The sequence below is a fragment of the Spirosoma arboris genome (assembly GCF_009754945.1).
Classification (GTDB): domain Bacteria; phylum Bacteroidota; class Bacteroidia; order Cytophagales; family Spirosomataceae; genus Spirosoma; species Spirosoma arboris.
Map to the genome: position 1 here is coordinate 86,360 of NZ_WPIN01000005.1, position 24,589 is coordinate 110,948.

The following is a 24,589-nucleotide window of genomic DNA, read 5'->3' on the forward strand; positions in this document are numbered from 1 at the left end:
GCATCTGCATGAAAATCGTTTCGCTCGTTTTACTCCCATTTATTCTTAGCTTTATTTGTCCACTGGTCGATCCAGTTCGTTCTGCATTCACGACTGGTTTTGATGTTACCATAATCGCGCCCATAAAAACGGATAAAAAGATCATCACAGGGGCCGATCAGATTTCTGCCTACTTACCTTATCTTAAAGGCAAACGGATTGGGATGGTCGTTAACCAAACGTCCATCATTGGTAGCAAACCCAGTGTCGATAGTCTGGTGAGTCTGGGAGTAAATATTGTAAGCATTTTTGGCCCTGAACATGGATTTCGGGGGAACGCCAGTAACGGTGCTAAGGTCGACGACGCTGTCGATGAGAAAACGGGCATTCCCGTTGTTTCGCTCTATGGCAAAAACAGGAAACCGTCAAAAGAACAATTAGCGAATATCGACCTGATGATTTTCGATATTCAGGATGTGGGCTGTCGGTTTTACACCTACATCAATACGCTCAACCACGTAATGGAAGCCTGCGCCGAAAACAATAAAGAGCTGATGATTCTGGATCGGCCAAATCCGAATGGCTTTATTGTGGATGGCCCGATTCTAGAAAAACATCTTTATTCGGGCATTGGGATGCATCCAATTCCCATTACACACGGTTGCACCATTGCTGAATTTGCCCAGATGATTAATGGTGAAGGATGGGGTGGGGTCACCAAAACGAATCCGTGCAAACTAAAAATCATTAAGCTAGCCAACTACACGCACGATACACCCTATACGTTACCGATTCTGCCCTCGCCCAACCTGAATACGCAGCAATCCATTATGCTGTATCCAAGCACCTGCTGGTTCGAGGGGACGATCATCAGCCAGGGACGAGGCACCTATATGCCTTTCACTGTTTTAGGAGCGCCTGCACTGAAGGGAATTTATTCGTTTTCGTTTAAACCCGTTAGTCTCAAAGGCATGAGCGAAACGCCCCTGCACCAGGACGAAGAGTGCTACGGACTTGATCTACGGAAATATGACACCAATCTCCTACGAAAAACGAAGCAACTCAATCTGCACTGGCTGATGGAGTTATACAAAGCCTATCCCGACAAAGCCCGTTTTTTTGACACGAGTTATAGTAAACAAATCGGCAATTTCGACTACCGGAGCGGTAACGATGCGCTTAGAAAGCAAATCATTGCGGGCGTCTCCGAAAAGGAAATTCGCCAAAGCTGGGAGCCTGGATTATCGGCTTACAAGCAAATGCGGAAGAAGTATTTACTATACCCATAATGCTTTGCTGAGCCCAGTAATGGTCTCGTTTTACACTGATCCAGCCCTACAAAGCCCATCTTCTTTTTGTTGCCCTTGCGATGTTGTCAAACTCCTGACCACAACAGCAGGTATAGTACGAGACGACAAATTCGTAATAAGCAGCTTACTACTAATTGCCAATCAGCTGCCTGATTGATTCGATTACTCATTGCCCGGTTGAATTGATTACCATCAGCGGAGCCTGTCCTGAATGTTATAGCTTTTGTCCCAAACGGGATAGGTACGCCAAAGGCTGGTGTTATATCTTTGTTTAATGTCAATTCCTTTTTTAATCCAAAACAATACCTGCATGACTTGTTTATCTACCTTCCTACGAACGGTGGTACTAATCACGGCCGTTTGCTCTGTCGCTTTTGCGCAGAAACCTCTCTGGATGCGGTATCCCGCTATTTCACCCGATGGGCAGACAATCGTTTTCAGTTATCAGGGCGACCTGTACCGGGTAGCGACAACGGGCGGACAAGCCCTTCCCCTAACCATTCACGAAAGCCACGATTTTATGCCAGTCTGGTCGCACGATGGTAAATCCATTGCCTTTGCCTCCGACCGCTACGGCAATTTCGATGTCTTTGTGATGCCCGCAACGGGCGGAGAGGCCAAACGCTTGACGTTCCACTCCGGAAATGATTTACCCAGTGATTTTACGGCGGATAATCAACGGATTATTTTTTCGTCGGCTCGTACGGACGATGCGAAAAACGCTCAATTTCCTTTAGGGTTGCTGGGTGAGCTTTATAGCGTACCGACAAGCGGGGGCCGGACGCGCATGGAATTGACCACGCCAGCTGAACTGGCCCGGTTCAGCAGCGATGGTAAGCAACTGGTTTATCAGGACATGAAAGGCTATGAGGACGCCTGGCGCAAACACCACGTCTCCTCAATTACGCGCGATTTGTGGGTTTACGATGTTCCTTCAGCCAAACACACGCAACTGACCAACTTCGCAGGGGAAGACCGCAACCCAGTTTTATCGACTGACGGCCAGACGGTTTATTACCTGAGTGAACAAACCGGTTCATTCAATGTCCACTCTTTCGCGCTGAACAACCCGACCAGTACCAAACAACTGACCAGCTTTCATAAGCACCCGGTCCGGTTCCTGAGCAGCTCGCAAACGGGTACACTTTGTTTTGGCTTCGATGGAGAAATTTATACGCTCACACCAGGCGAACAACCCAAACTGGTCAACATCCAGATTATGAATGATGGACGACTGACCAGCGGCAAAATCGTACCAGTCAATACTGGGGCTACCGACATGGCGCTCTCGCCCAATGGAAAAGAAATTGCGTTCATCTCGCGGGGTGAGGTATTCGTGACGTCGGTGGAAGGGGGTATCACCAAACGCGTTACCAATACACCCGAACAGGAACGTTCAGTAAGCTTTAGTCCCAATGGACGGTCGATTCTGTATGCTGCCGAGCGCCAGAATAACTGGAATGTGTATGAAACGAGCATTGTCCGCAAGGAAGAGCCGTATTTCTACGCGGCTACGGTATTAAACGAGAAGCCAGTTGTTGCTACCCAGGCCGAAGAGTTTCAGCCCGAATATTCACCCGATGGCAAGGAGATAGCCTATCTGGAAGCGCGGGTTGTGCTGAAAGTGTTCAATTTGGCCACGAAAGCCACTCGGACAGTGCTTCCAGCCGATAAAAATTATTCGTACTCCGATGGCGATCAACATTACGCCTGGTCGCCAGATGGCAAATGGTTTCTGGTTGACTTTGCTCCCACCAGCATCTTCACCAGCGACGTTGGCTTAGTGGCTGCCAGTGGCAAATCGCCGGTGGTGAACCTGACTCAGAGCGGTTATAATGAGGCTCGCGCCAAATGGGTAATGGGTGGTAAGGCCTTTATCATGGAAGCGGACCGCGATGGGATGAAAAACCACGGCAGTTGGGGCGGAGAGAGCGATGTGTATGCCATGTTTTTCAGCAAAGATGGTTTCGATCGATTTCGCTTAAGCAAAGACGATGCAAGTCTGGCCAAAGAGCGGGAGAAAAAAGAAGAGGACGACGAAAAAGAGAAAAAAGAGCAGCCCAGCAAAAAAGGCAAAAAAGCGGATACACTGGCCAACGGCAAACCGACTCTGGCCGCTGTGGTCCAGAAAGCCGATTCGACCATCAAACTCGACCTTGACGGAATCGAAGATCGTAAGCTACGACTTACCATTCACTCCTCGCGACTGGCGGATATGGTACTCTCGAAAGATGGAGAAAAATTATACTATTTAGCTCGCTTCGAAAAGACATCGGACCTGTGGGTGACGGAATTGCGGACGAAAGAAACCAAAATTCTGGCCAAAGATGCCGGTACGGAACTTGTCCTGAGTAAAGACGGCAAGTCGCTGTTTGTCATGTCGGAAAAGGGCATCAGTAAGATCGACGCCGAATCGGGCAAGAAAGAGCCGGTTACCATCAATGGGGAGATGATGCTGAGCTATCAACCTGAAAAAGCGTACATTTTCGACCATGCCTGGCGGCAGGTTCGCGAGAAATTCTACGTCACGGATCTTCACGGGGTTAACTGGGCCGATTATTACACGGAGTACAAAAAATTCCTGCCGTACATCAGCAACAACCGCGACTTTGCCGAACTGCTGAGCGAGATGCTGGGCGAGCTGAATGCCTCACACACAGGTTGCCGCTACGCGCATCCACAACTCAATATGGACGCAACGGCTTCATTGGGTCTTTTTTACGACCAGGCCTACGCGGGCGACGGCTTGAAAATTACCGAGGTCATGAAAAAAGGCCCACTGGATCGGGCAGCATCGAAAATCAAACCGGGCGTGATTATCGAGCAGATCGACGGGGCGCCTGTACTGGCTTCGATAGATTATTACCAGCTGCTCAACCGCAAGGCCGACAAAAATACCCTGCTCTCGCTCTACAACCCAACGACAAACACACGCTGGGAAGAAACACTCAAACCGATCACGCTGACCGAAGAAAATGAGCTTCGCTACCACCGGTGGGTGCAGATGCGCCGGAAAGAAACCGACGAACTGTCGGGTGGCAAGGTTGGCTATGTACACGTTCGGGGGATGAATGATGCCAGCTATCGCACGGTTTATGAAGAAGTATTGGGTAAATGTGCCGATAAAGAGTCGGTGATCATCGATACGCGTTTCAATGGAGGGGGCTGGCTCCACGACGATCTGGCCACGCTACTCAGCGGTCAGAAATACATTGAGATGGTACCCCGCGGTCAGAAAGGTGGCCACGAACCTATGCGAAAATGGATCAAGCCTTCGGTGGTGCTGGTTAGTGAGAGCAACTATTCGGATGCACACATGTTCCCCTACGCCTACCGGGCCAACAACCTGGGCAAAATCGTGGGGATGCCAGTACCAGGAACCGGAACCGCTGTCTGGTGGGAAACCCAGATCGACCCGACGTTGGTCTTTGGCATTCCGCAGGTAGGCATGATTACCAATGACGGCAAATACATGGAGAATACGCAGTTGGAACCGGATGTAAAAGTGCAGAATGAACCGGGCGTAATTGCGAAAGGTAAGGATCAGCAGTTAGGCCAGGCAGTTGACGAATTACTCAAAAAACGAACGGCGAACGTAAGCGGGAACTGATGAATACCCATTAGGTCTGTTTAACCTTTTAAAACCGCAGAGAACGCTAAGATTCCCTGAAGTATAAAAGCTAAAACAGGTTCATAGTGCGACCCTGATGGGGTCAAAAGTTTAAAGACATTGGTGCTATAAACTTTTGACCCCATCGGGGTCGCACGTTAACGCCAGATCATCCATTCGATTATTGAATTTTAGCCAGCCACAACGATGCATTGACAGGCAAAGCCGAGTGAAACGTATGTCCTACGGGAGCGTTTCATCCTACTCCAGAAAAGGGTCGTTTATCGATTCAGAGCACTTAAAAATCGTTCTGGATAACGGGAGCCAGAAACGATTCCGGCGGGTAGGATCGCTTCAATGCTTTGCAGGTCTTCACGGGTGAGTTTTACATTTTCGGATGCCCTATTTTCGTCAAGATGCCTGATACGTTTGGAGCCGGGAATAGTAATGATATCGTCACCCTGGGCAAGTACCCAGGCAATCGCTAACTGAGCTGGGGTACAGCCTTTTGAGGTAGCCAGCGTTTTAATCTTTTCGACCAGTTCCAGATTTTTGTAGAAATTCTCACCCTGGTAGCGGGGCATATTGATACGGCTGTCTTTGAGATCGTCGGGTGTTCTAATTTCACCACTTAGAAAGCCCCGACTTAGAGGGGCGTAGGCTACCAGACCAATACCTAACTCCCGAATGGTGGGAAGGACTTCGGCTTCAATGTCACGGCTCCAGAGCGAGTACTCTATCTGTAGGGCGGTGATGGCATGGACGGTAGCAGCTTTGCGAATCGAATCGGCCGATGCTTCCGAGAGACCGATGTACCGAATCACTCCTTTTTGAACTAAGTCGGATAGTGCGCCAACCGTTTCTTCGATAGGAATCGTAGGATCTACTCGTGCCTGGGTGTAGAGATCGATGTAATCCGTTTTGAGACGGCGGAGACTATAAAAGACCGCATTGCGCAGATAATCAGGATGGCCGCTGACCGGACCGGGTCCCATAGCCCCATTGGGTCCAGCAGTAACCAACTGACCCGTTTTTACCGAGAGAAAGGCTTTTTCACGTTTTCCTACGATCGCCTGAGAAATCAGTTCTTCGTTGTGGCCTACAGCATAATAATCGGCCGTATCTAAAAAGTTGTGTCCGAGCTCAAGGGCTCTTTCGATCGTGGCGATGGATTCCTTTTCGTCAGATTGCCCGTAAGCACCCGACATGCCCATACAGCCTAACCCTACTGCCGATACAAGTGGGCCGTTTGTTCCTAGTTTTCTGTTCATCATTGGCGGATTTATTAGGAGAACAAAGGTCTAGAGAACCTCAGAAAAGGAACCGGACAAAACACATTAGTTCCCTGACAAATCCTGAATAAACGTAGCGATGGTTTGGCCAGTTACTTTTTTAAACAAACGGGAGAAGTATTCAGGGTCGTTGAAACCCAGGTCGTAGGCCAGCTCCTTGATGGAACTTTCAGCATAATAGAGACGACGTTTCGCTTCCAGTATGAGACGGTTAGTGATGAATTCTTTGGGCGAAAGTCCGGAGTAGTGTTTAACGATAGTATATAAGCTGTTGGTGTTGAGAGCGAGTTTTTCAGCGATGTCGTTGACGGTTGTATGATCGGTGAGGTTATCTTCGACAAAGAGCTTGAACCGGATGTATTTGGAAAGTTTGTCGTCTGCAGGACTTTTGTCGGAGGAGAAATAAGCCGCGTTTATTTCAGTTAACAGGCTATTGAGGTGGGCAAGAATGAGTTCAGGATCGGTCTCCGCCACACTTAATAAATCAAGCAGTATGCCGAAGATGGATTTTAGTCTCGCAGCAGCGGGTGGCGTGAATTGGATTTTTTGTTTGTTGAACGGGTTGACAAGAAAGGGATATTGTTTGGGTAATAAGGAAAGGCAGTTTTCATCAAAACCGAGCTTGACATAATCGGTACCTTCTTTAGTAGCTGGCAACCGGTGGATCTGGTGAGGCAGAATGAAAAGAAGCTCATTGGCCTTTATATCGAATTGCTGAAGATCGACGCCATGCCGGGTGTGGCCTTCGAGCATAAAGAGAAAAAAATAGTACGGCTTGCGGTGAGTAAGGCCATATTGATGGGCAATTTCAGGAGAGAGATGGCCGAAGGTAGGGGAAATAATACGGATGGAGAGCTTGTTGTTTTGTCTATTGAGCGTAAGAAGTGATTCAATGGTTTGCATAGGGTAAAAATATGGAAGTAATAGGGTTAAATTACGTCCATTAGCCTTTGTACACTACTTTTAAACTCATTTTGTGATTTCAGAAACAATGAACACTTTGGTTCAAAGCGACTCTACTACCATTCATCCCTGATGCAATGCATACGATTTTACCTTTTCTGCTCGCCATGATAGCAGCCATCGTGCTGTTGAACATGTGGGCTAACAAACTAAAAATTGCTTACCCGATTCTGCTGGTTGTTGCCGGCCTGTTAGTCAGTTTCATTCCGGGATTGCCAATGGTACGAATCAATCCCGACCTTATTTTTTTTATTTTCCTGCCACCACTCTTGTTCGAGGCTTCCTGGACGATCTCATTCAAGGAAATGAAAAAGTGGTGGCGTATCATTGGTAGTTTCGCTTTTCTGGTAGTGTTTTTCACCGCCTTGTCTGTAGCGGTGGTTACTAACCAGTTCATTCCAGGATTTACGATTGCCTTAGGCTTTTTACTGGGAGGCATCGTATCACCACCAGATGCAGTAAGTACCGGAGCCATTACCAAGTTTGTAAAAATCCCCCGATCCACTTCGGCAATTCTGGAAGGTGAAAGCCTGCTCAACGATGCTTCATCGCTGATCATTTTCCGCTTCGCCCTGGTCGCGGTGGGCACAGGTCAGTTTATCTGGCAGCAGGCGGCACTAAGTTTTGTATGGATGGTACTGGGTGGTGCGGGCGTTGGCTTACTGCTGGCCTGGGTGTTTGTTCAGGCCCATAAACGACTTCCTCTTGAGGCTCAATCCCACATAGCCCTGACGTTAATTGAGCCTTATTTTATGTATTGGATAGCGGAAGAACTTCATTGTTCGGGCGTGCTGGCTATCGTAAGCGGTGGCTTATTTATGTCGGCAAGGCGGCTTGTTTTTCTAAACAGTGCCAGTCGTATTCAGAGTTTTAGTGTTTGGGAAAGTTTTGTATTTATCCTGAATGGTATCGTCTTTCTGATCATTGGTCTGGAGCTTCCCGAAATTGTTGAAGGACTGCACGCTGAAGGTATTCCTCTACGTACCGCCATTGGCTATGGCGCCTTGGTAACGGGCGTGTTAATTGCTTCCAGAATGATTAGTTCGTACACGGCCTTACTGGCTACACTTATCTTTCGTCCTAGTGTGATGCCTCGTGCCCGTTCCAGTAGAAGGCGTTGGTTGATGCCTATGCTTCTGGGTTGGACAGGTATGCGGGGTGTCGTGTCGCTGGCTGCGGCTTTAGCAATACCCATCACGTTAGACAACGGCGCAGCGTTCCCGCAACGTAATCTCATTCTGTTTATCACATTTGTTGTGATCCTGCTTACTCTACTGGTGCAGGGCCTTACGCTTCCTGCTTTCATCGCCCGGACGAAATTATTTGATGGTCTATTTGAAGAAGAGCCAGAAGAAGTGACCAGACAAAAAATGAAACAAGGCTTGAAACAACATGTCTATCAGTTTCTGAAAAATAAATATGAAAATGAACTGAATGGGCACGTCGGTCTGGAGAAATTCCTGAAGCAATGGGAAGAGCGAGCCAAAGCCAGCGATGATAGTTGGATGAATGTAAAAACGAAGGTAATTTTTGTGGAAGTCCTTGAAAGTCAACGGCAATACCTTACCGAACTCAACAAAGACCCGAAGATTGACGAAGGCATTATCCGTCAGCAGTTATATCAAATTGATCTGGAAGAGGAACGGTTGAAAATCATTTAATCCTGACAAAAAAGATTTTGCCATTCGGTGTTATACACGACTAGCATGCCACTGGGCCAGTGGCATGCTAGTCTATTCGAATCATCAGGATTGACTATGAATCCTTCGTTTAGTGATTGACCAGTTTCATAGCTTCTTCACTATAACGTTCACCGGTATTTGGATAGCTGGCTACCAGTTCGTCAATGGCTTTCAAATCGGCCGCCGACAAGGTTACATCAACTGCCCCTGCATTTTCCTCAAGGTACTTTCGTTTCTTCGTGCCCGGAATCGGGATAATGTCATCACCTTGCGCTAGTACCCAGGCCAGTGCCAATTGGGCAGATGTCACCTGCTTTTCTTGCGCCAAAACGGCAAAAGCCTCAGCCAGCGATTGGTTGTTTTCCCAATTCTCGCCACTATATCGAGGTAAGGTTTTACGGAAATCTGTATCAGCCAACTGACTAACATCGAGCGCATTAGTAACCAGCCCTCTTGCCAATGGCGAATACGGAACCAACGTAATACCCAATTCACGAATCGTAGCAAGGATTTCTCCTTCTACATCTCGGCTAAGCAAGGAATATTCACTTTGTAAAGCGGCAATCGGGTGAACGGCATGCGCTTTTCGGATAGATGCCGCCGACGCTTCACTCAAACCAAGGTAACGGACTTTACCCTCTTTAACCAGCTCGGCCATAGCGCCAACCGTTTCTTCAATCGGTATGTTGGGATCAACCCTGTGTGCATAATACAAATCAATAGTATCGATTTTCAGGCGCTGCAAGCTCTTTTCAACGGCAATCTTTAACCAGGCTGGCGAACCATCGAAATACGTACCGGATGCCGCACTAGGACCAGCGATGCCATCCTTAAACCGAAAACCAAACTTAGTAGCAATAAATACCTTATCCCGATTAGGGACCAACACCGTTGAAATAAGTTCCTCATTGAGGCCATTGGCATACATATCGGCGGTATCCCAAAAATTGATTCCCAGATCCAGTGCTTTATGTAAGGTTGCAATACTTTCTGTATCGTCGGTGGGGCCATAGGCGAAGCTCATGCCCATACAGCCCAGGCCAACGGCCGATAATTTTTCTCCTGTGTTACTCAGATTTCTGTAGTTCATAACTGTTCGTTTATACGCAACAAAGGTAGCGTACACATGCTAGCACGGACTTATAGAATTCACACAGATGTGTATAAAAATCAAACAATCACGCTACGAGCTTCATTGGGCGTAAGGCGGGTCTGTTTCTTAAAAAACAGATTGAAGTAGGTTGGATACTCGAACCCGAGACTATAAGCTATTTCGGCAATATTCCAGTCGGTGTGTTTAAGCAACGCCTGAGCCTCTTTGGTAATTCGGGCCGATATATGTTCGGTTGTGGTTTTGCCGGTTATTTCTTTAACGGATCGATTCAGGTGGTTTACGTGCACCGACAACTGCTTTGCATAATCAGTAGCTGTCTTTAGTTGAAGCGCATCTTCGGGTGTATCAATCGGGAATTGCCGTTCCAGCAATTCGATGAATAAGGATGTAATTCGGGCCGATGCATTGGCGTGTTTTTCGAAACTTTCGGCGGGCTGCATTTTCATGGCTTCATGAATAACCAAATGCAGGTAATTACGTAGCAAATCGTATTTATGGGTGTATGTAGAAGCTATTTCGACCATCATTTTCTGAAAAATTCGGGAAAGCTCCTGCTGCTGTTGCTCATTGATAAAGAATATAGGATTACCCCCAATCTTAAACAAAGGCGATTCGGCCAGCGATTCTTTCCGTTCATAATGATGGACAAATGCGTCGGTAAATAGACAAAACCACCCTTCCTGTTCTTCCGATGTCGCTTCCCAGGAATACGGAATAACAGGGTTAGAAAAAAGCAGTGCCGGCCGGTCAATCGCAATCCATTTATCGGCATAGTATAATTTCCCAGTACCAATGATCAAGGAAACCTTATAAAAATCCCGGCGGATATAAGGCGTTTTATGAAAGCAGGAAGCGCGCGTAAATACGTTAAAATGCCCAACTCCAGCATTGTTTAGTGCAAGCCCAGTTGCGTTTGCCTGTGGAACACGTTGGTAAAATTCCTGAATCGTTTCGGTATGGCTCATGGAGTAAAGTTATACAATTCAAACGGCATATAGCCCGATACCGGGTTAAAATCCAGCGCGATACAGCCGCATTGATAATTACCCTAGGCTTTAATCCGGTGTTGTATGGCCAGCCATTGCCCTGTTCTTCGTCCAGCCTACAACGTATTATCCAACAGTGTCATTAATCGTATTTTAATGGCACGCAACCACAAAAGCTTCATCTTCGTACCATTGTTTAGAACAAGATTAAATAAAGTAAGCTATAAATGATCTCTGTCCTAATTGCTGATAATCAGACATTGACACGAGAAGGTTTAGTCAACATCCTATCTACTACTCAAGACATATCTGTTACTGGTCAGGCGACTACGTCGTCAGAACTTATGCAACTGGTTGCCGACTTGAACCCGGATGTTATCCTTGTCGATACCCATTATTATGCACATTTTAGTGTATCTACATTAAAAGATATTCAGGCGCAGTCTGCATTAAAGAAGATTCTGGTTTTATCGAATAGCCATTCCAGAACTGAACTTCTCCAGTCGATCAATCAGGGAATCAGGAATCACGTATCCAAAGAATGTAGTCCGGAAGAATTAATTGATGCCATTCATGCCACCGCTAAAGGCGAAAAATTCCTTTGCACAAAGACAGTAGAGCTTCTTTTGGACAACCAGCCCTTTACTCATCAGGAAGAAGAAGTCCCCTCCTTATCAGCTCGTGAAACCGAAATTGTCAACTTAATCGCCGAGGGCAAAACGAATAAAGAAATTGCGGAAAGGCTCTTTTTAAGTATACATACCATAAAGACCCATCGGAAAAATATCATCAAAAAAATGGGCTTTACGTTCAAAAATGCCTCCGAACTCGTACTGACACTTAGCTCCTTAAATGACTTATCTTATTTAGACCTATTATAAATATACCCCCGTGGGGGTATTGATAGCCCTTATTTCGAGGTCTACTTTTGTGCCCGAAATAAGTTTTGTACATATCCAGAATTCATAATGAAGCGATCTCTTCTAGCACTCAGCGCCTTTTCTGTAGTCCTATTACTTGCCGTAAGTTGCAAGGAAGAAAACCCCACCACTGTAGACGTAGTCCCAGTATACACTATACCAACGACTTACAACTTCACCAATGTCGATTTTTCAGAGTCAACCACTCGCCTGGGCATGGTGACGGAGATGTCAACGTTGATGAGAGGTGCTCTTACGGGTACTCTGGATGGAGACAAATTGAAAAACATGTTTACCAATACCAGCTCGCCTTTCTCAACTTCACTGACTTATAATACATCGGGCTTACAATTAAAGGATCAATGTTTTTCGCTGATGCAAACCGATGCTCTCCGATTCATCGATAGCCTAGTGGCGGTTAGTAAAACGGGCAACGTAGCTAGCCGAGGTGTAGCGGGTGTAGGAACTAGTTCGGCGAACGCAGCAACTAAATACGCGTTAACGGCAACCGGAGTAAACTACGCGCAGGTCTTTAATAAAACCATGATGGGTGGATTGATCTGCTACCAGATTGTGAATAATTACATGACTGCGGCCGCCAATAATTCGCTCGACAACACTACAGTAACCACGGGAAAAGGAACGGCACTAGAACATGCCTGGGATCTGGCGTTTGGTTATTGGGGTGTTCCTATCGACTTCCCGACCAATAAAACGGGTGCTAAATTATGGGGTAGCTACACAACTCAGGTCGATTCGGGCTATCATGCCAATAAGATATTCATGGATGCTTTCCTGAAAGGCCGGGCTGCTATCAGCAACAAGGACACCAAAACTTATCAAGATCAGGCAACGATCCTCATGCAAGGATTTGAGCGAGTTGTCGGGGCAGCCGCACTTCAGGAAGTGAAAGAAATTAAAGAATCGTTGAACGACAACATCGCTAGAAACAGCCGCCTTTCTGAATGCTATGGGTTTGTGTACTCCTTGAAATACAACCCAAAACGCAAAATCACCGATGCGCAAATCGACGCTATACTGGCTTTATTTCCTAAAAACTTCTACGACCTGACCTTGACGGATGTAAACAACATCAGAGATGCCATTGCCAAACAGTATGACTTTGATTCAGTAAAAGACATACTGTAAACAATGGTTAGTCGATTACATTGACGCTCAACAACTAAACCATCCACACCAGTCTGCCGTGGATGGTTTTCTACCATAAAAACGACCCGAAATGCGTACATTCATTCTTGTAGCCTTAGCCGCAACCGGACTTGCTCTTGGATCTCAGTCCTGTTCAAAATCCAGTGATGATCAGGCCCCAGCGGCCACTTCATTTGATCGGAAGGCTATGTTGACCAACCTGAGTACCAATCTTATTCTTCCGGCCTATACATCCTTTCAGACCACGGCGGTCAATCTGGATGCAGCGGTCACAGCCTTTAACACCACTCCTGATGCGGCCAAACTAACAGCCCTCCAGTCGGCGTTTCAAGCAGCTTACAAACAGTGGCAGGCAACATCGGCCTATGGATTTGGGCCAGCAGATCAGGCAAATTTGCGCGTCAACACAAACACCTACCCTGCTGATGTCGCTCAGATCAATACGAATATCAGTTCAGGAACGTACAATCCGACGCTTTTGGCCAACCTGGCAGCAAAGGGACTTCCAGCACTTGATTATTTACTGTTTGGCGTAGGTACTGATAACAACGCTATCCTCCAACAATATACCACCGATAGTAAAGCCGCAAATCGGAAAACGTATCTGGCAGCCTTATCTACCGAACTAAAAACGAATATAACTACCGTGGTAAACGCCTGGAATTCGGGTTATACCGCTACGTTTCTCAATGCGACAGGAACCGATGTTGGAAGTTCTACAGGTCAGTTAGTCAATCAATTGGATTATGACGTCGATGTGTTCAAAAACTACGAAATAGGTATTCCTGCTGGCGTGCAATCGATGGGGACAGCTTACCCGGAAAAAGTGCAGGCGTATTATTCTAAAATGTCGGTACAACTGGCGTTACTACACATTCAGGCTCTTCAAAACATTTACCTGGGGAAAAGTGCACAGGGAGATGGTCTGGGATTTGACGATTACTTAACGCAGATAGGTGCTAAATCCAGCAGTGGTGGTTCACTAAACGATGTGATCAAAGCGCAGTTTGCCACGGCCACAGCCAAGTTGCAAACACTGACCGATCCGCTGTCGGATAACATCAAAACCAATCAGGGAGCTGTTACAGCTACGTACACCGAACTACAAAAGCTCCTCGTACTACTCAAAACAGATATGACCTCATCCTTGGGCATTCTGATAACCTACGGCGATAACGACGGCGATTAAGGGCATGGCCACCTCAGTAAAGGAGAAACTCAGCTCCTTTTTTATTGGACAACAGCATATTGCTCCCCTGGCCGTCTTTCGGATAGCCTTCGGGAGCATTATGCTATTGAGCACAATTCGTTTTGCGCTGAAAGGGTGGGTATATGCTTTCTATATCAAACCGCAGTTTCATTTCACCTTTTATGGGTTTGATGGCGTAAAGCCACTCGGTGCAACAGGCATGTATAGTTTGTTTGGGTTGCTCATAATTTCTTCCCTGTTAATCACTATAGGCCTGTTTTACCGAGTAGCTATCCTGACTTTTTTCCTGTGTTTTACGTACGTGGAGCTAATTGACAAAACCACGTATCTCAATCATTATTATTTCGTTAGCATCCTTTCGTTTCTGCTGATCCTGGTCCCGGCTCATCGTTATTTCTCCGTTGATGTTTTACGAAAACCTCGGCTTGCTGTTACGCAGGTTCCCGCATGGACGATCAATCTGTTTAAACTTCAGCTGCTACTCGTCTATTTTTTTGCGGGCCTGTCCAAACTCAATTACGACTGGCTCATAGCTGCGCTTCCACTCAAAATATGGTTGCCAGCCAACAGTCACCTGCCCATTATCGGTTCATTACTGACGCAACTGTGGGTAGCCTACGCATTCAGTTGGTTTGGAGCTTTGTTTGATTTAGGAATCGGCTTTTTTCTGCTCTGGGAAAAAACCAGAAAGCCCGCTTATGCCTTTGTTGTGCTCTTTCATCTGGCTACTGGCATACTTTTTAAAATTGGGATGTTCCCCTACATCATGATTGCCGTAACGCCGATTTTCTTTTCTGAACGCACGCACTTACAGATCATTGATTTTCTCAGGAAACTCCTACCGGAATGGGGCATTCGTTCAAGAGAAACCAGGCGCATTTACCAAATGCCGGTCGTTCAGCAAAAGTTAATCTGGGCAGTATTGGGGCTTCATTTTACGATTCAACTGCTGCTTCCTTTCCGCCTTTTATTGTATCCCGGAAAATTATACTGGACTGAAGAAGGCTACCGTTTTTCGTGGCGGGTGATGCTGATGGAGAAAGGAGGCACGGCTTTTTTCTATGTAAAAGACCCTACAACCGGCAGACAAACCGAAGTCGTCAACGCACAATACCTGACCAGTTTGCAGGAAAACATGATGGCTACTCAGCCAGATATGATCCTTCAATATGCCCATTTTCTCGCCAGAGAATATGAGCAAAAAGGAATCAAAAACCCTATTGTAACCGCCGAAAGCTACGTAACGCTAAATGGAAGTGGCAGTAGGCTCTACATCGACAGTACCATTAATCTGGCAAACGAGGAAGAGACCTTTGATCACAAACGGTGGATTCTTCCATTTCGCCAATAAACAGAATGAACAAAAACGGTATCTTATTTTTCTTACTTCTAACGACTAGTAGCTTGAGCATAATGGCACAAACCGTTACGCTCAAGGGGCACATAAAAACAGCATCGGGAGAAGGAATACCCAGTGCCTCTATTGTGTTACAAAACACTGATTTTGCTACGGTCTGCGACTCCTCGGGAGACTATCGGTTACGGCGCATTAAAACCGGCACTTACACGCTTGAAGTGTCTGCCATCGGCTACAAGCCACAAACCCGATCGCTTGACATTCACGAGAATTTGACTCTCAATCTGGTATTGGAGGAATCTGTCCAACAACTGAATGCAGTCAGTGTCAATGCCGAACGGGCAAAAACATTTGGCATCACTCGCTTACGAGCGATAGAGGGTACAACGATCAATGCGGGCAAGAAAAGCGAAGTGATCGTACTGGATGACATAACCGCCAATAAGGCAACCAATAACAGTCGGCAGATATACGCCAAAGTCGCCGGGCTCAATATCTGGGAGAACGATGGAGCCGGTATCCAGCTAGGTATCGGCGGTCGCGGGCTGAACCCGAATCGGGTAACGAATTTCAATACCCGACAAAATGGCTACGATATGAGTGCCGATGCACTGGGTTATCCCGAAAGTTACTACTCCCCTCCTGCCGAGCTGACCAGCCGCATTGAGATTCTGCGGGGTGCTTCTTCTTTACAGTATGGAACCCAATTCGGGGGGCTCATTAACTTCAAATTGAAAGAAGGAGCGGCCAATAAACCTATAGAAGTAACCTCGCGGGAAACTGTCGGGTCGTGGGGATTTTTCAATACAACCAACAGTATTGGTGGCACCGTGAAGAAAGTACAGTACTATACCTTCTTTCAGCATAAGTCAGGAAATGGCTGGCGCCCGAATGCCGAATTCAACGTCAATACGGCTTATGGTTCAGCGACCTACACCGTTAATCCAAAGTTGGCATTGACGTTTCAGTATACATACATGCATTATCTGGCTCACCAGCCCGGTGGCCTCACCGATGCCGAGTTTGCGATTGATGCGCATCAATCGGTGCGGGCGCGTAACTGGTTCAAGGTCAACTGGAATTTGGGGGCTATGCTGTTGGATTATCAGATCAACGAGAACCTGAGATTTAATTCCCGTTTTTTTGGGCTATCTGCCGGACGGTATGCGCTCGGCAATCTGGATTACATTAACCGGCTCGATCCTGGCACTCCCCGAGATTTGTATAAGGATAATTACACGAATTATGGCAATGAAAGCCGGTTGTTGTATACGTATAAGCTGAAAGGTAATCCCCAGAATCTGCTGCTGGGCGTTCGCTACTATAAAGGATTTACCGACCGTCGGCAAGGGCTCGGCAACAGCGGCTCGACCGGCACTACCTCCGACTTTGATTTTGTCAATTCAGACGCCTACGCCTATTCCAAATACAACTTCCCGAATTACAATGTCGCTTTGTTCGCGGAAAACATAGTCCGGCTAAATTCCAAATTAAGTATTATCCCAGGTGTCCGATTTGAAAATATCATTACGAAAGCAGACGGTTTTTATTCGCTAATTAATAAAGATCAGGCGGGCAACATCATTTTCAATCAGCAGATACAGGAGACGAAAAACAACACGCGCCATTTTCTGATAGGTGGCATTGGCCTAAGTTATTTACAGAGTCAGGGTTTGCAGGTTTACGCCAACATTTCGCAGAATTATCGGGCTATTAATTTCAATGATATACGTTCCGTCAATCCGAATATTCAGGTAGATCCAAACTTGCAGGATGAGCGAGGTTATTCGGCAGATCTGGGTATTCGAGGCAATCTGGCGGGTCTGTTTAATTACGATGTGAGTCTATTTACAATCAACTACGCCAATCGCATTGGAACCGTGCAAAAGTCTGATCCCGTCTCATTTAATATCTATCGCTATCGGACCAATGTGTCTCAATCCCGGAGTCTAGGTCTGGAGTCGTTTGCGGAGCTGGAATTGCTGCATTTCATCGACAAACAGTATAGTAAGGCCCGGCTTTCGGTGTTTACCAACCTGGCCCTGATTAATGCACGCTACATTAATAGCGACGAACCTGCTTACCGAAACAAAAAAGTAGAGTTGGCTCCCGACGTGATTTTTAAAACTGGCCTCTCCTATCAGCGTAAGCGGTTTTCAGCTACCTATCAGCTAGCTTATACCAGTGACCAGTTTACAGATGCGACCAATGCTGTTTTTACAGCCAATGCCATCGATGGATTGGTGCCAGCCTATACGGTTATGGATCTTTCGGGGGAATACAAACTGAGTCGGATTTTTGCGCTGCAAGGCTCGATCAACAATCTGGCTAATGCCCGCTATTTCACCCGGCGCGCCGACAGTTATCCTGGCCCAGGCATCATCCCTGCCGATGCCCGCAGCTTTTTTCTGACGGTACAGGTAAAATTATAATTAAATAAAATTTATTTTTAACAATTCTAAATAAATCTTATTTGCTTATATTTGCTTTGTCATTTCACAAAATATGGAAAGTACCGTACCAGTCTCCTATCAGTTAGTCTTTAAAACCGATAAAGGCACAGTGTATCAATGCGACCGGACGAACCGGCTTATCTTATCGTTTTGGGGAACGCATACACCCCTGTCAGCCCGCGACTTTTCACAGTTTCGGCGCATGGTTCAGACGGTGAATATCCATCAAATGGCCCTCAGCACCGAGGCCGCCGATGAGGTGGAAATTTTTACCCTACCCCGATTGGATCGTTGCTACGTATTGACCCTTTGTGAAATTCTTCATCTTCGTGAGCTGCTCAACGGAGCTGCTTTTACACTTGAGCTAAACAGTTTGTTGCGTGAATGTGGGTGTTCAACCCTTTCTGATGCAGCATAAGCTATTTTAGAAACCGTCTAATTATTAGCCGTTTCGTACCACGAAACGGTTTTTTGCTGTTCTTTGGGGTATCAATTTTTGCATACATAAACGCCATGAAAGATTTAGCAAGACTCCGCACATTGATTAAAGAGCCCGTCGAACTGGTTTTGAATCAACAGATACAAATGGAACTGGTATCATCGTCTAAGTATCTGGCGATGGCGGGCTGGTGTGATCGCAATGGTTATGACTATAGCGCAGGATTTTTCTACAAGCAGTCGGAAGAAGAGCGGAAGCATGCCATGAAGATCTTCCATTACCTATGCGATCAGGGAGGAACGGCCTATACACCCGAAGTGCCAGCTGTTCCCCAGGAATTCGATACACTCCGGTCGGTTTTTGAGAATGTACTCGATCAGGAAATTGCGGTGACCGACTCGATTAATCGGGTTATTGGTGTTTGCCGTCGTGAAGGTGACTACGCCACCGAAGAGCTGATGAAATGGTACGTTAAAGAGCAGGTTGAAGAAGAATATATAGCCCGGCGTTGCCTGGAACTGATTGATCAAATTCCGGCCGATCAGATCTATTATTTAGACAAAAAACTCGCCAGCGTTACCTATGACCAAAACCCATTCGAAAACGAATAAGTCACACTACATATTCAATGAAAAAAGGGTAGCTAACCAGCTACCCTTTTTTCATTGCACAATTATCTGCTGCTATTCAATTCTTAGTACCTGGCCATAAGGAGGAGTAAACCACTCATATGGGTCTGTTAGTACCCAAAGCACCTGGTAGGGCATTGATTCATAGGGATACTCTATGCATCCATCGGTAATTATGACGACATAGAGTATACCCTCATCCTGAGCTAAATGCAACATCGCCGGTGTTATATCGCTCCCGCCTAAGCCTTTAACCTGAAAATCAAGTAGTTCAGATGGCGTATACCAGCTATCATCGCTGACGCCGGTATCACATTGCACTACATGAACTTCGGGGATCATCGACGATTCGGCAAAGGAGGCTATGAATCCCAGTACTTCAGAAAGTAGGCTACTCATCGACCCACTTGTGTCAATAATAATATGAATTGTATTCCCTTCGCGCTTATAGCCAGCCTGCACCAAATCGGTGTAGGTGCCCCGTCGACTGGGTCGGGTATAGGTTCGCCCACTTCGGGCCGTAAATTCCAGCCATTGCTGGAGAGCCATTTCCCAGGGAGGTTTATAGGCCGACTTAACCGCCTGGTAGTTAACCTCGTAGATATTGGATTGGGACCATCCAGGAACGTCGAGATTGGGTAGTTTATCGTAAACGAATTTTTCGGCGAGAGCTTTCTGAACCAGGCCATTGATCTGTACCATTCGGTTATGGATTGTAGCGGGCGTAACCGTTGGAAACAAAAGTTGCTCCAGTTCTTCCGAAAGGATGTCCGTTTTGTTAGATAGCCTATCCTCCAGCGATGCTACTGGCTGGACCATGTTTAGCTTTTCCAGCAAATCAGCAAACGGAGACTCATTCCTGGTAGCCAGTGCTCCATTTCCAGCTTGCCAATGTGGTCTGGACATGAGTTGCTGAAGCCTCCAGTCGCTAAACGAATCCCGAATAAATGTCAGCAACTCTTCTGCCGGCTTATCCGCTAACGAATAGTAGCGGCCAGCATCCTGGTCCCAATCCAGGCCAGAGGCTGGCACTTCATCTACACCAAATGCCCGTTTGAGTATATCATTGATTAGATAATCGTGTGTAATGTTGAACAGTTTGGCATCTTCCTGACTCGAACGATAGTGCGATCGTAGGGCCAGATGCATCATTTCGTGGGCCATCACAAAAGATGCATCGTGCAAGCTCAATTGGACAAGCCAGTCGGGATTGTAGATCAGCCTACCAGATGCAAAAATGGCAGCCGTTGCCACCTGGTTAGTCGGAACTAACTCAATATTGAGCGTTAATTCGGCCAGATAGGGAATCGTGATTCGGACAACATGCAGCGCCTGCTTAGCCAGTTCGCTGGCGGTGATCGTTGGATTCATACCAGTCCGGTTACTTGTTTTAGTGTTTCCAGGAAAGCCTCCGACACACCCAGACGCCCCCATTCCCATACATGACCAGCAAATAGCGCAAATCGTTGTTCCTGAGGCAATGCCAGCAGGAAACGGTTCAATTCATCGGCCGATACTTCCACTTTTCCCGTCAGGAGGTGATGTTTGATCCGGTTCAGCAGAAACCACAGTTGGGTGACCTCGTCGGGTAATTTCTGGGGGTCTCTCACATACTCCTCTATTGTCAGCAACATAGCGCTATTAACGTCCAGTGTGGTACAGAAAATAGCCGCATCAGCAGCCGACACCCGACCGAAACAAAGTGCTCGAACTAGATCAGGATTGAGAGCGCCTGCCCGTTCGACCAGATCCAGCGCCTGCGATAACGACGCCCAGGCCCGCGGAGTTGAGAACGGAACCGGCTCGGCAGACACATCCCGAATAAGCGCATCTGGGAAAAAATTGATGAACGAAATAATTTCCTTGCGGATGCCATGCTGCTGAGCCCAGATCATCCATTCTTTTAAATCAACCCGAATCTGCACGACAAACGTGCGATTGATTAACGCACTGCTGATCTGACGCACTAAAGCCCGATCTTGCTGCCGATTTCCGGCGGCTACTACCCAGGTGCCTTTGGGCAACTGATGTTCACCTAATCGCCGTTCCAGCAACAGCGCGTATAAGGCTTTCTGTACATCAGGTGCAGCCGCGGGCAGCTCGTCGAGAAACAAACAAAATGGTTCCGGTTCTTCGGGTAGCAATATACGCGGTGGACAAAAAACCGACCGACCATTGACAATCTGAGGGATACCGCTCACATCTTCGGGAGCTATTTGCGTACCAAGCAATGACCGTAGCGGCAATCCCTCCTCTTCGGCTGCCTGCCGAATTACGTCCGATTTGCCAACACCTGGGGGCGACAGGAGCAAAAGGCTTTCTTTATGTGCCATTGCCTTGATGAGCAACTTGGCTTGTCCCAGTGTGATCGTTTCCATTTTCAGGCTAGTTTAATAATTTGTAAATCCTGACGACCTTCTTCGTCGGTTAATCGTACAGACGCGTGCGTATCGATTGCTACCGCCAGCATCCAGCCACTCTTATTCTGTACAATTTTCAGCTGACTAAGCTCATAGAACGCAGAGGGTTTGAGGTACTTCTCACTTCGCAGGCGATTTCCTTTCAGAAGCGCCATAATTGCATCTTCGTACTTAATCAGAGTTGTGGGGCCAAGAATGTCTGCCCAACGATCCCAGAACGAGTGAACCGTTGAGTAAGTCGAGAAGCTTCCTGTCCGGTACAACTTTTTAACAAGGCTTTTACCCATTATTTGCTCAATCCCCTCTAAGATTACTGAGCTACCCAGGTCAATATCGAGTGGAGGATACCACCAGAGTTTGGGGTTATACGTCAGATTCACCAGTTGTATTTTTGTCGCATTGGTCTTCCGTTGCTGGAATGTTACCGAAGCCTTTTTGGGCCCTCTCTTCCCTCCACGTCCCTTCCCCATCCCTGGAAACGCATCATCCAGGTCGATCTCATCGGGCTCATCTTGCTTATATTCATACTCCTCATCAGAATGGGATTCTGTCTGCTCAGGCGCTATAAACCCCTTAGCCGCCAGGAAATCGCGGTCATCATCCGACAGATAGGCTTCCTGATACAAGTAGTCGATTATGTCGAGCAGTGTTTTCATGCTGGTAAACGGTTCATCGTTCTGAATTAGTTTTCCAGTGGGCCTGATTTATGATATAAACTTAAGCGACTAACCAGCGATTAAAAAGGCGAAAATTAATTGATCAAGGCCATTCATGTAGTTATTGATGAGTAGCTAGTAAATTTCGTTTCATATTATACATTTTGCTTTACCTATGCCCCCTCGTAAACTCTCTCTTGACGAGCTGAATCGGCTCTCTGTCGACGAATTTAAAGGCGCTGAAAAATTCCCGTATTGCCTGATTTTAGACGATATCCGGAGCCTAAACAATGTTGGTTCTGTATTCCGCACAGCCGATGCATTTCGGGCCGCAAAACTATACCTCTGCGGTATTACAGGCCAGCCTCCCCATCGCGATATTACCAAAACTGCCCTCGGTGCTACAGAATCTGTTTCCTGGGAGCACACACCTGATGTAGTAACTTTAGTACAACGGTTACAGGCCGAAGGATGGGTTGTGGCCGCTATTGAACAAGCCGAAGGGAGCACTTCGTTAGCTGATTTTTCACCCGATTCAAACAAACAGTACGCTTTTGTGTTGGGTAACGAAGTGACAGGTGTTCGGGATGAGGTTGTGCAGTTGGCCGATTTGGTACTTGAGATTCCGCAGTTTGGCACAAAGCATTCGCTCAATATTGCTGTTACAGCTGGTATTGTTTGTTGGGATTTTCTCCAGAAATGATAACAGAAACTTAACATTGGACTTTTGATTGTCACAAAAAATTCGTATTTCTTTGTAAATTTTTTTCATACTGAACAAATGGCCAATAAAACCCTTAAAACCAAGCAGAAGTCGCTGGCATCTGAAATCGTCAGTTCTATAGAAACCAAACTTAGCGAAGCAGGCGCGGCTACAAAAAAAATGAAGAAATCCATCGAGAAATCGGCGGATAATCTGGCGAAGAAACTAGCGAAGTTGATGCATAAAGCGGAGAAGAAAGCGACTAAACCGGCTAAAGCTTCTGAAAAGAAGGTAAAGAAAGAGGTCGCCAAAGCGAAAAAGAATGCAGATAAGGCCGCTAAAAATGCTAAGCGAACCGCGAAAAAGGCAGTTGCTGCTGTAACCGAAGCAACGGTATCTGATGCTCCTGCTACTCCCCGCACAACACGCAAGCCAGCACCGGCACCAAAACCTGCGACGTCTAAGGCTACACGTACACCACGCCCTAAAACACCTGCCTCACCGGCACCAACTCCGGCAGAAACACCAACTGAAGCAGTGTAAGTTAATCAGTAAATACATTTTTTTTTACAAGCCCGTCTAAAACGGGCTTTTTTTGTTATCGATTATTGCTTTTTAGACTATTTTCTTGTGACATTTACACATTGCGTTTATGTCGTCTATTTGTAGGCTTTTAGTGTCCTACTAACTCATAAAAGACAGCGTTATGCTGCGTCGTTCTCTTATTTATCCTATATCCGCACTTACGCTTTTGCTGGTCATTATCATAAGTGCAGTAGTTTATGGAAATAGGCTTTTATTAGCCGATACTGGTTTTTCCATATCGTCTTCACTTCAATGGCTAGGCCTCACTGGGCTAGTCTTGATAGCGCAGGGCCTGATGGGCTACCTCGTCTGGTGGCTATTGCGTCGACAACAGCGATCGGTAGTTCAGACGGAAGTATTGCATTCTATTGTGCATGAATTTCAGTCACCAATTACGGCCATTCGAATGGCTGCCGATATTCTGGATTCGCCTATTGCCCGTAATCAGCCCGAACGAACGGAGAAGTATGTCCGTATCATCCGGGAGGAGACCGAACGGCTCCAGCATCAGGTTGAAACAATGCTGACGTTGGCCCGAGCAGACCGCAACACACTCATTTTAAATCCTGAACCAATTCAGCTACACCAGCTCCTACGCTCGGTAGCCGAACGTCATGGCGATTACCTGACCCTGAATTTACCCGGCAACGACACACACATACTGGCAGATCGCCTGCATTTGACCAACGTATTGTACAACCTATTGGATAATGCCATAAAGTACAGCTCAGAAGACCCCCAAATCACGTTACTCACAAAGACCAATACAGATGGCCTCACCATTACGGTACGTGACAAGGGTGTGGGTATTCCGCCCAAATTAGTAGCCCAGATTTTTCAGCCTTTTTTCCGGGTTCACGATCGTAATCAGCCCAGTGTGAAGGGTTTCGGTTTAGGATTGAGCTACGTACAACGTATTATTCAATCCCATAACTGGACAATCTGGGTCAAAAGCGAAGTAGGTCAGGGAAGTGAGTTCATGATTCAGGTACCGCCTTCTGCCCTCTTATCTCACGACGAAACAATAAGCAAGTAGCTGATTCAATGTTGATTTGTTATACGACAAAGGTCGTTGTCAGGTATCCTAAGATGACTTGACAACGACCTTTGT

20 protein-coding genes are annotated in these 24,589 nt (G+C 46.7%); 13 read left to right on the top strand and 7 right to left on the bottom strand.

Translation table 11 applies throughout. The annotated features are described in order from the left end of the window. Nucleotides 1-2 precede the first annotated feature (2 nt). Together GO755_RS14485 and GO755_RS14490 are read left to right on the top strand one after the other, a co-directional pair. Nucleotides 3-1,268 carry an exo-beta-N-acetylmuramidase NamZ family protein gene (locus GO755_RS14485; RefSeq protein ID WP_394351028.1) on the top strand — a complete coding sequence of 422 codons (1,266 nt, stop codon included), beginning with the start codon at nt 3-5 and terminating at the stop codon, nt 1,266-1,268. Between the two features lie 331 nt (nt 1,269-1,599). Continuing rightward, nucleotides 1,600-4,899 carry a S41 family peptidase gene (locus tag GO755_RS14490; RefSeq protein WP_157585894.1) on the top strand — a complete coding sequence of 1,100 codons (3,300 nt, stop codon included), beginning with the start codon at nt 1,600-1,602 and terminating at the stop codon, nt 4,897-4,899. A 281-nt stretch (nt 4,900-5,180) separates the two neighbouring features. Here GO755_RS14490 and GO755_RS14495 read toward each other — a convergent pair whose 3' ends face one another. Further along, nucleotides 5,181-6,173, bottom strand: coding sequence for an aldo/keto reductase (locus GO755_RS14495; RefSeq protein ID WP_157585895.1), 993 nt, complete (start codon nt 6,171-6,173; stop codon nt 5,181-5,183). A 63-nt stretch (nt 6,174-6,236) separates the two neighbouring features. After that, nucleotides 6,237-7,094: a helix-turn-helix domain-containing protein gene (locus GO755_RS14500; protein WP_157585896.1), complete on the bottom strand. Its 858-nt coding sequence runs from the start codon at nt 7,092-7,094 to the stop codon at nt 6,237-6,239. Nucleotides 7,095-7,231: 137 nt separating this feature from the next. Between GO755_RS14500 and GO755_RS14505 the strand changes: the two genes are divergently transcribed. Next, a complete protein-coding gene (locus tag GO755_RS14505) occupies nt 7,232-8,815 on the top strand; it encodes a Na+/H+ antiporter (RefSeq protein WP_157585897.1) in 1,584 nt (527 codons plus the stop codon). A gap of 109 nt (nt 8,816-8,924) precedes the next feature. On the opposite strand, the gene GO755_RS14510 is transcribed toward GO755_RS14505, so the two are convergent. Next, nucleotides 8,925-9,926, bottom strand: coding sequence for an aldo/keto reductase (locus tag GO755_RS14510; RefSeq protein WP_157585898.1), 1,002 nt, complete (start codon nt 9,924-9,926; stop codon nt 8,925-8,927). An 80-nt stretch (nt 9,927-10,006) separates the two neighbouring features. Further along, nucleotides 10,007-10,915 (bottom strand): helix-turn-helix domain-containing protein, encoded by a 909-nt coding sequence (locus tag GO755_RS14515; protein WP_157585899.1) that lies wholly within the window; start codon nt 10,913-10,915, stop codon nt 10,007-10,009. A gap of 248 nt (nt 10,916-11,163) precedes the next feature. Here GO755_RS14515 and GO755_RS14520 point away from each other — a divergent pair, with 248 nt between their 5' ends. From GO755_RS14520 to GO755_RS14550, 7 genes are all read left to right on the top strand, one after another. Then, nucleotides 11,164-11,817: a response regulator transcription factor gene (locus tag GO755_RS14520; protein WP_157585900.1), complete on the top strand. Its 654-nt coding sequence runs from the start codon at nt 11,164-11,166 to the stop codon at nt 11,815-11,817. Nucleotides 11,818-11,904: 87 nt separating this feature from the next. Continuing rightward, nucleotides 11,905-13,005, top strand: a complete 1,101-nt coding sequence (locus GO755_RS14525; protein ID WP_157585901.1) for a DUF4856 domain-containing protein — start codon at nt 11,905-11,907, stop codon at nt 13,003-13,005. A gap of 91 nt (nt 13,006-13,096) precedes the next feature. Further along, on the top strand, nt 13,097-14,215 hold the full coding sequence (locus GO755_RS14530; protein ID WP_157585902.1) for an imelysin family protein: 1,119 nt from the start codon (nt 13,097-13,099) through the stop codon (nt 14,213-14,215). 4 nt (nt 14,216-14,219) lie between these two features. Continuing rightward, nucleotides 14,220-15,587 (top strand): HTTM domain-containing protein, encoded by a 1,368-nt coding sequence (locus GO755_RS14535; RefSeq protein WP_157585903.1) that lies wholly within the window; start codon nt 14,220-14,222, stop codon nt 15,585-15,587. Nucleotides 15,588-15,649: 62 nt separating this feature from the next. Then, the gene (locus GO755_RS14540; RefSeq protein ID WP_198174838.1) at nt 15,650-18,025 is read left to right on the top strand and encodes a TonB-dependent receptor; all 2,376 of its coding nucleotides are present in this window, start codon (nt 15,650-15,652) and stop codon (nt 18,023-18,025) included. A gap of 73 nt (nt 18,026-18,098) precedes the next feature. Beyond that, complete coding sequence (locus GO755_RS14545; RefSeq protein WP_157585905.1) at nt 18,099-18,464, top strand: hypothetical protein; 366 nt, start codon at nt 18,099-18,101, stop codon at nt 18,462-18,464. Between the two features lie 95 nt (nt 18,465-18,559). Further along, on the top strand, nt 18,560-19,096 hold the full coding sequence (locus GO755_RS14550) for a ferritin (protein ID WP_157585906.1): 537 nt from the start codon (nt 18,560-18,562) through the stop codon (nt 19,094-19,096). A 72-nt stretch (nt 19,097-19,168) separates the two neighbouring features. Here the strand turns inward: GO755_RS14550 and GO755_RS14555 are convergent, their stop codons facing one another. Genes GO755_RS14555 through GO755_RS14565 form a run of 3 tightly spaced genes read right to left on the bottom strand, consistent with a single transcriptional unit; the run spans nt 19,169 to nt 22,190 of the window. Beyond that, nucleotides 19,169-20,485, bottom strand: coding sequence for a vWA domain-containing protein (locus GO755_RS14555; RefSeq protein ID WP_198174839.1), 1,317 nt, complete (start codon nt 20,483-20,485; stop codon nt 19,169-19,171). Then, a complete protein-coding gene (locus GO755_RS14560) occupies nt 20,482-21,492 on the bottom strand; it encodes an AAA family ATPase (RefSeq protein WP_157585908.1) in 1,011 nt (336 codons plus the stop codon). The genes GO755_RS14555 and GO755_RS14560 overlap by 4 nt, the downstream gene beginning before the upstream one ends. A gap of 2 nt (nt 21,493-21,494) precedes the next feature. Further along, nucleotides 21,495-22,190, bottom strand: a complete 696-nt coding sequence (locus GO755_RS14565; protein ID WP_157585909.1) for a hypothetical protein — start codon at nt 22,188-22,190, stop codon at nt 21,495-21,497. A gap of 175 nt (nt 22,191-22,365) precedes the next feature. Here GO755_RS14565 and GO755_RS14570 point away from each other — a divergent pair, with 175 nt between their 5' ends. From GO755_RS14570 to GO755_RS14580, 3 genes are all read left to right on the top strand, one after another. After that, nucleotides 22,366-22,893 carry an RNA methyltransferase gene (locus GO755_RS14570; RefSeq protein WP_157585910.1) on the top strand — a complete coding sequence of 176 codons (528 nt, stop codon included), beginning with the start codon at nt 22,366-22,368 and terminating at the stop codon, nt 22,891-22,893. Between the two features lie 78 nt (nt 22,894-22,971). Then, complete coding sequence (locus tag GO755_RS14575) at nt 22,972-23,436, top strand: hypothetical protein (RefSeq protein ID WP_157585911.1); 465 nt, start codon at nt 22,972-22,974, stop codon at nt 23,434-23,436. 163 nt (nt 23,437-23,599) lie between these two features. After that, entirely contained in the window at nt 23,600-24,514 is a 915-nt protein-coding gene (locus GO755_RS14580; RefSeq protein WP_157585912.1) for a sensor histidine kinase, read from the top strand. Nucleotides 24,515-24,589: the final 75 nt, after the last annotated feature.

What these genes read in the sequence shown, in the direction of transcription:
- GO755_RS14490 (WP_157585894.1), top strand. Translation starts at nt 1,600, where the DNA reads ATGACTTGTTTATCTACCTTCCTACGAACGGTGGTACTAATCACGGCC.
- GO755_RS14495 (WP_157585895.1), bottom strand. Translation starts at nt 6,173, where the DNA reads ATGATGAACAGAAAACTAGGAACAAACGGCCCACTTGTATCGGCAGTA.
- GO755_RS14500 (WP_157585896.1), bottom strand. Translation starts at nt 7,094, where the DNA reads ATGCAAACCATTGAATCACTTCTTACGCTCAATAGACAAAACAACAAG.
- GO755_RS14505 (WP_157585897.1), top strand. Translation starts at nt 7,232, where the DNA reads ATGCATACGATTTTACCTTTTCTGCTCGCCATGATAGCAGCCATCGTG.
- GO755_RS14510 (WP_157585898.1), bottom strand. Translation starts at nt 9,926, where the DNA reads ATGAACTACAGAAATCTGAGTAACACAGGAGAAAAATTATCGGCCGTT.
- GO755_RS14515 (WP_157585899.1), bottom strand. Translation starts at nt 10,915, where the DNA reads ATGAGCCATACCGAAACGATTCAGGAATTTTACCAACGTGTTCCACAG.
- GO755_RS14520 (WP_157585900.1), top strand. Translation starts at nt 11,164, where the DNA reads ATGATCTCTGTCCTAATTGCTGATAATCAGACATTGACACGAGAAGGT.
- GO755_RS14525 (WP_157585901.1), top strand. Translation starts at nt 11,905, where the DNA reads ATGAAGCGATCTCTTCTAGCACTCAGCGCCTTTTCTGTAGTCCTATTA.
- GO755_RS14530 (WP_157585902.1), top strand. Translation starts at nt 13,097, where the DNA reads ATGCGTACATTCATTCTTGTAGCCTTAGCCGCAACCGGACTTGCTCTT.
- GO755_RS14535 (WP_157585903.1), top strand. Translation starts at nt 14,220, where the DNA reads ATGGCCACCTCAGTAAAGGAGAAACTCAGCTCCTTTTTTATTGGACAA.
- GO755_RS14540 (WP_198174838.1), top strand. Translation starts at nt 15,650, where the DNA reads ATGGCACAAACCGTTACGCTCAAGGGGCACATAAAAACAGCATCGGGA.
- GO755_RS14545 (WP_157585905.1), top strand. Translation starts at nt 18,099, where the DNA reads ATGGAAAGTACCGTACCAGTCTCCTATCAGTTAGTCTTTAAAACCGAT.
- GO755_RS14550 (WP_157585906.1), top strand. Translation starts at nt 18,560, where the DNA reads ATGAAAGATTTAGCAAGACTCCGCACATTGATTAAAGAGCCCGTCGAA.
- GO755_RS14555 (WP_198174839.1), bottom strand. Translation starts at nt 20,485, where the DNA reads ATGAATCCAACGATCACCGCCAGCGAACTGGCTAAGCAGGCGCTGCAT.
- GO755_RS14560 (WP_157585908.1), bottom strand. Translation starts at nt 21,492, where the DNA reads ATGGAAACGATCACACTGGGACAAGCCAAGTTGCTCATCAAGGCAATG.
- GO755_RS14565 (WP_157585909.1), bottom strand. Translation starts at nt 22,190, where the DNA reads ATGAAAACACTGCTCGACATAATCGACTACTTGTATCAGGAAGCCTAT.
- GO755_RS14570 (WP_157585910.1), top strand. Translation starts at nt 22,366, where the DNA reads ATGCCCCCTCGTAAACTCTCTCTTGACGAGCTGAATCGGCTCTCTGTC.
- GO755_RS14575 (WP_157585911.1), top strand. Translation starts at nt 22,972, where the DNA reads ATGGCCAATAAAACCCTTAAAACCAAGCAGAAGTCGCTGGCATCTGAA.
- GO755_RS14580 (WP_157585912.1), top strand. Translation starts at nt 23,600, where the DNA reads ATGCTGCGTCGTTCTCTTATTTATCCTATATCCGCACTTACGCTTTTG.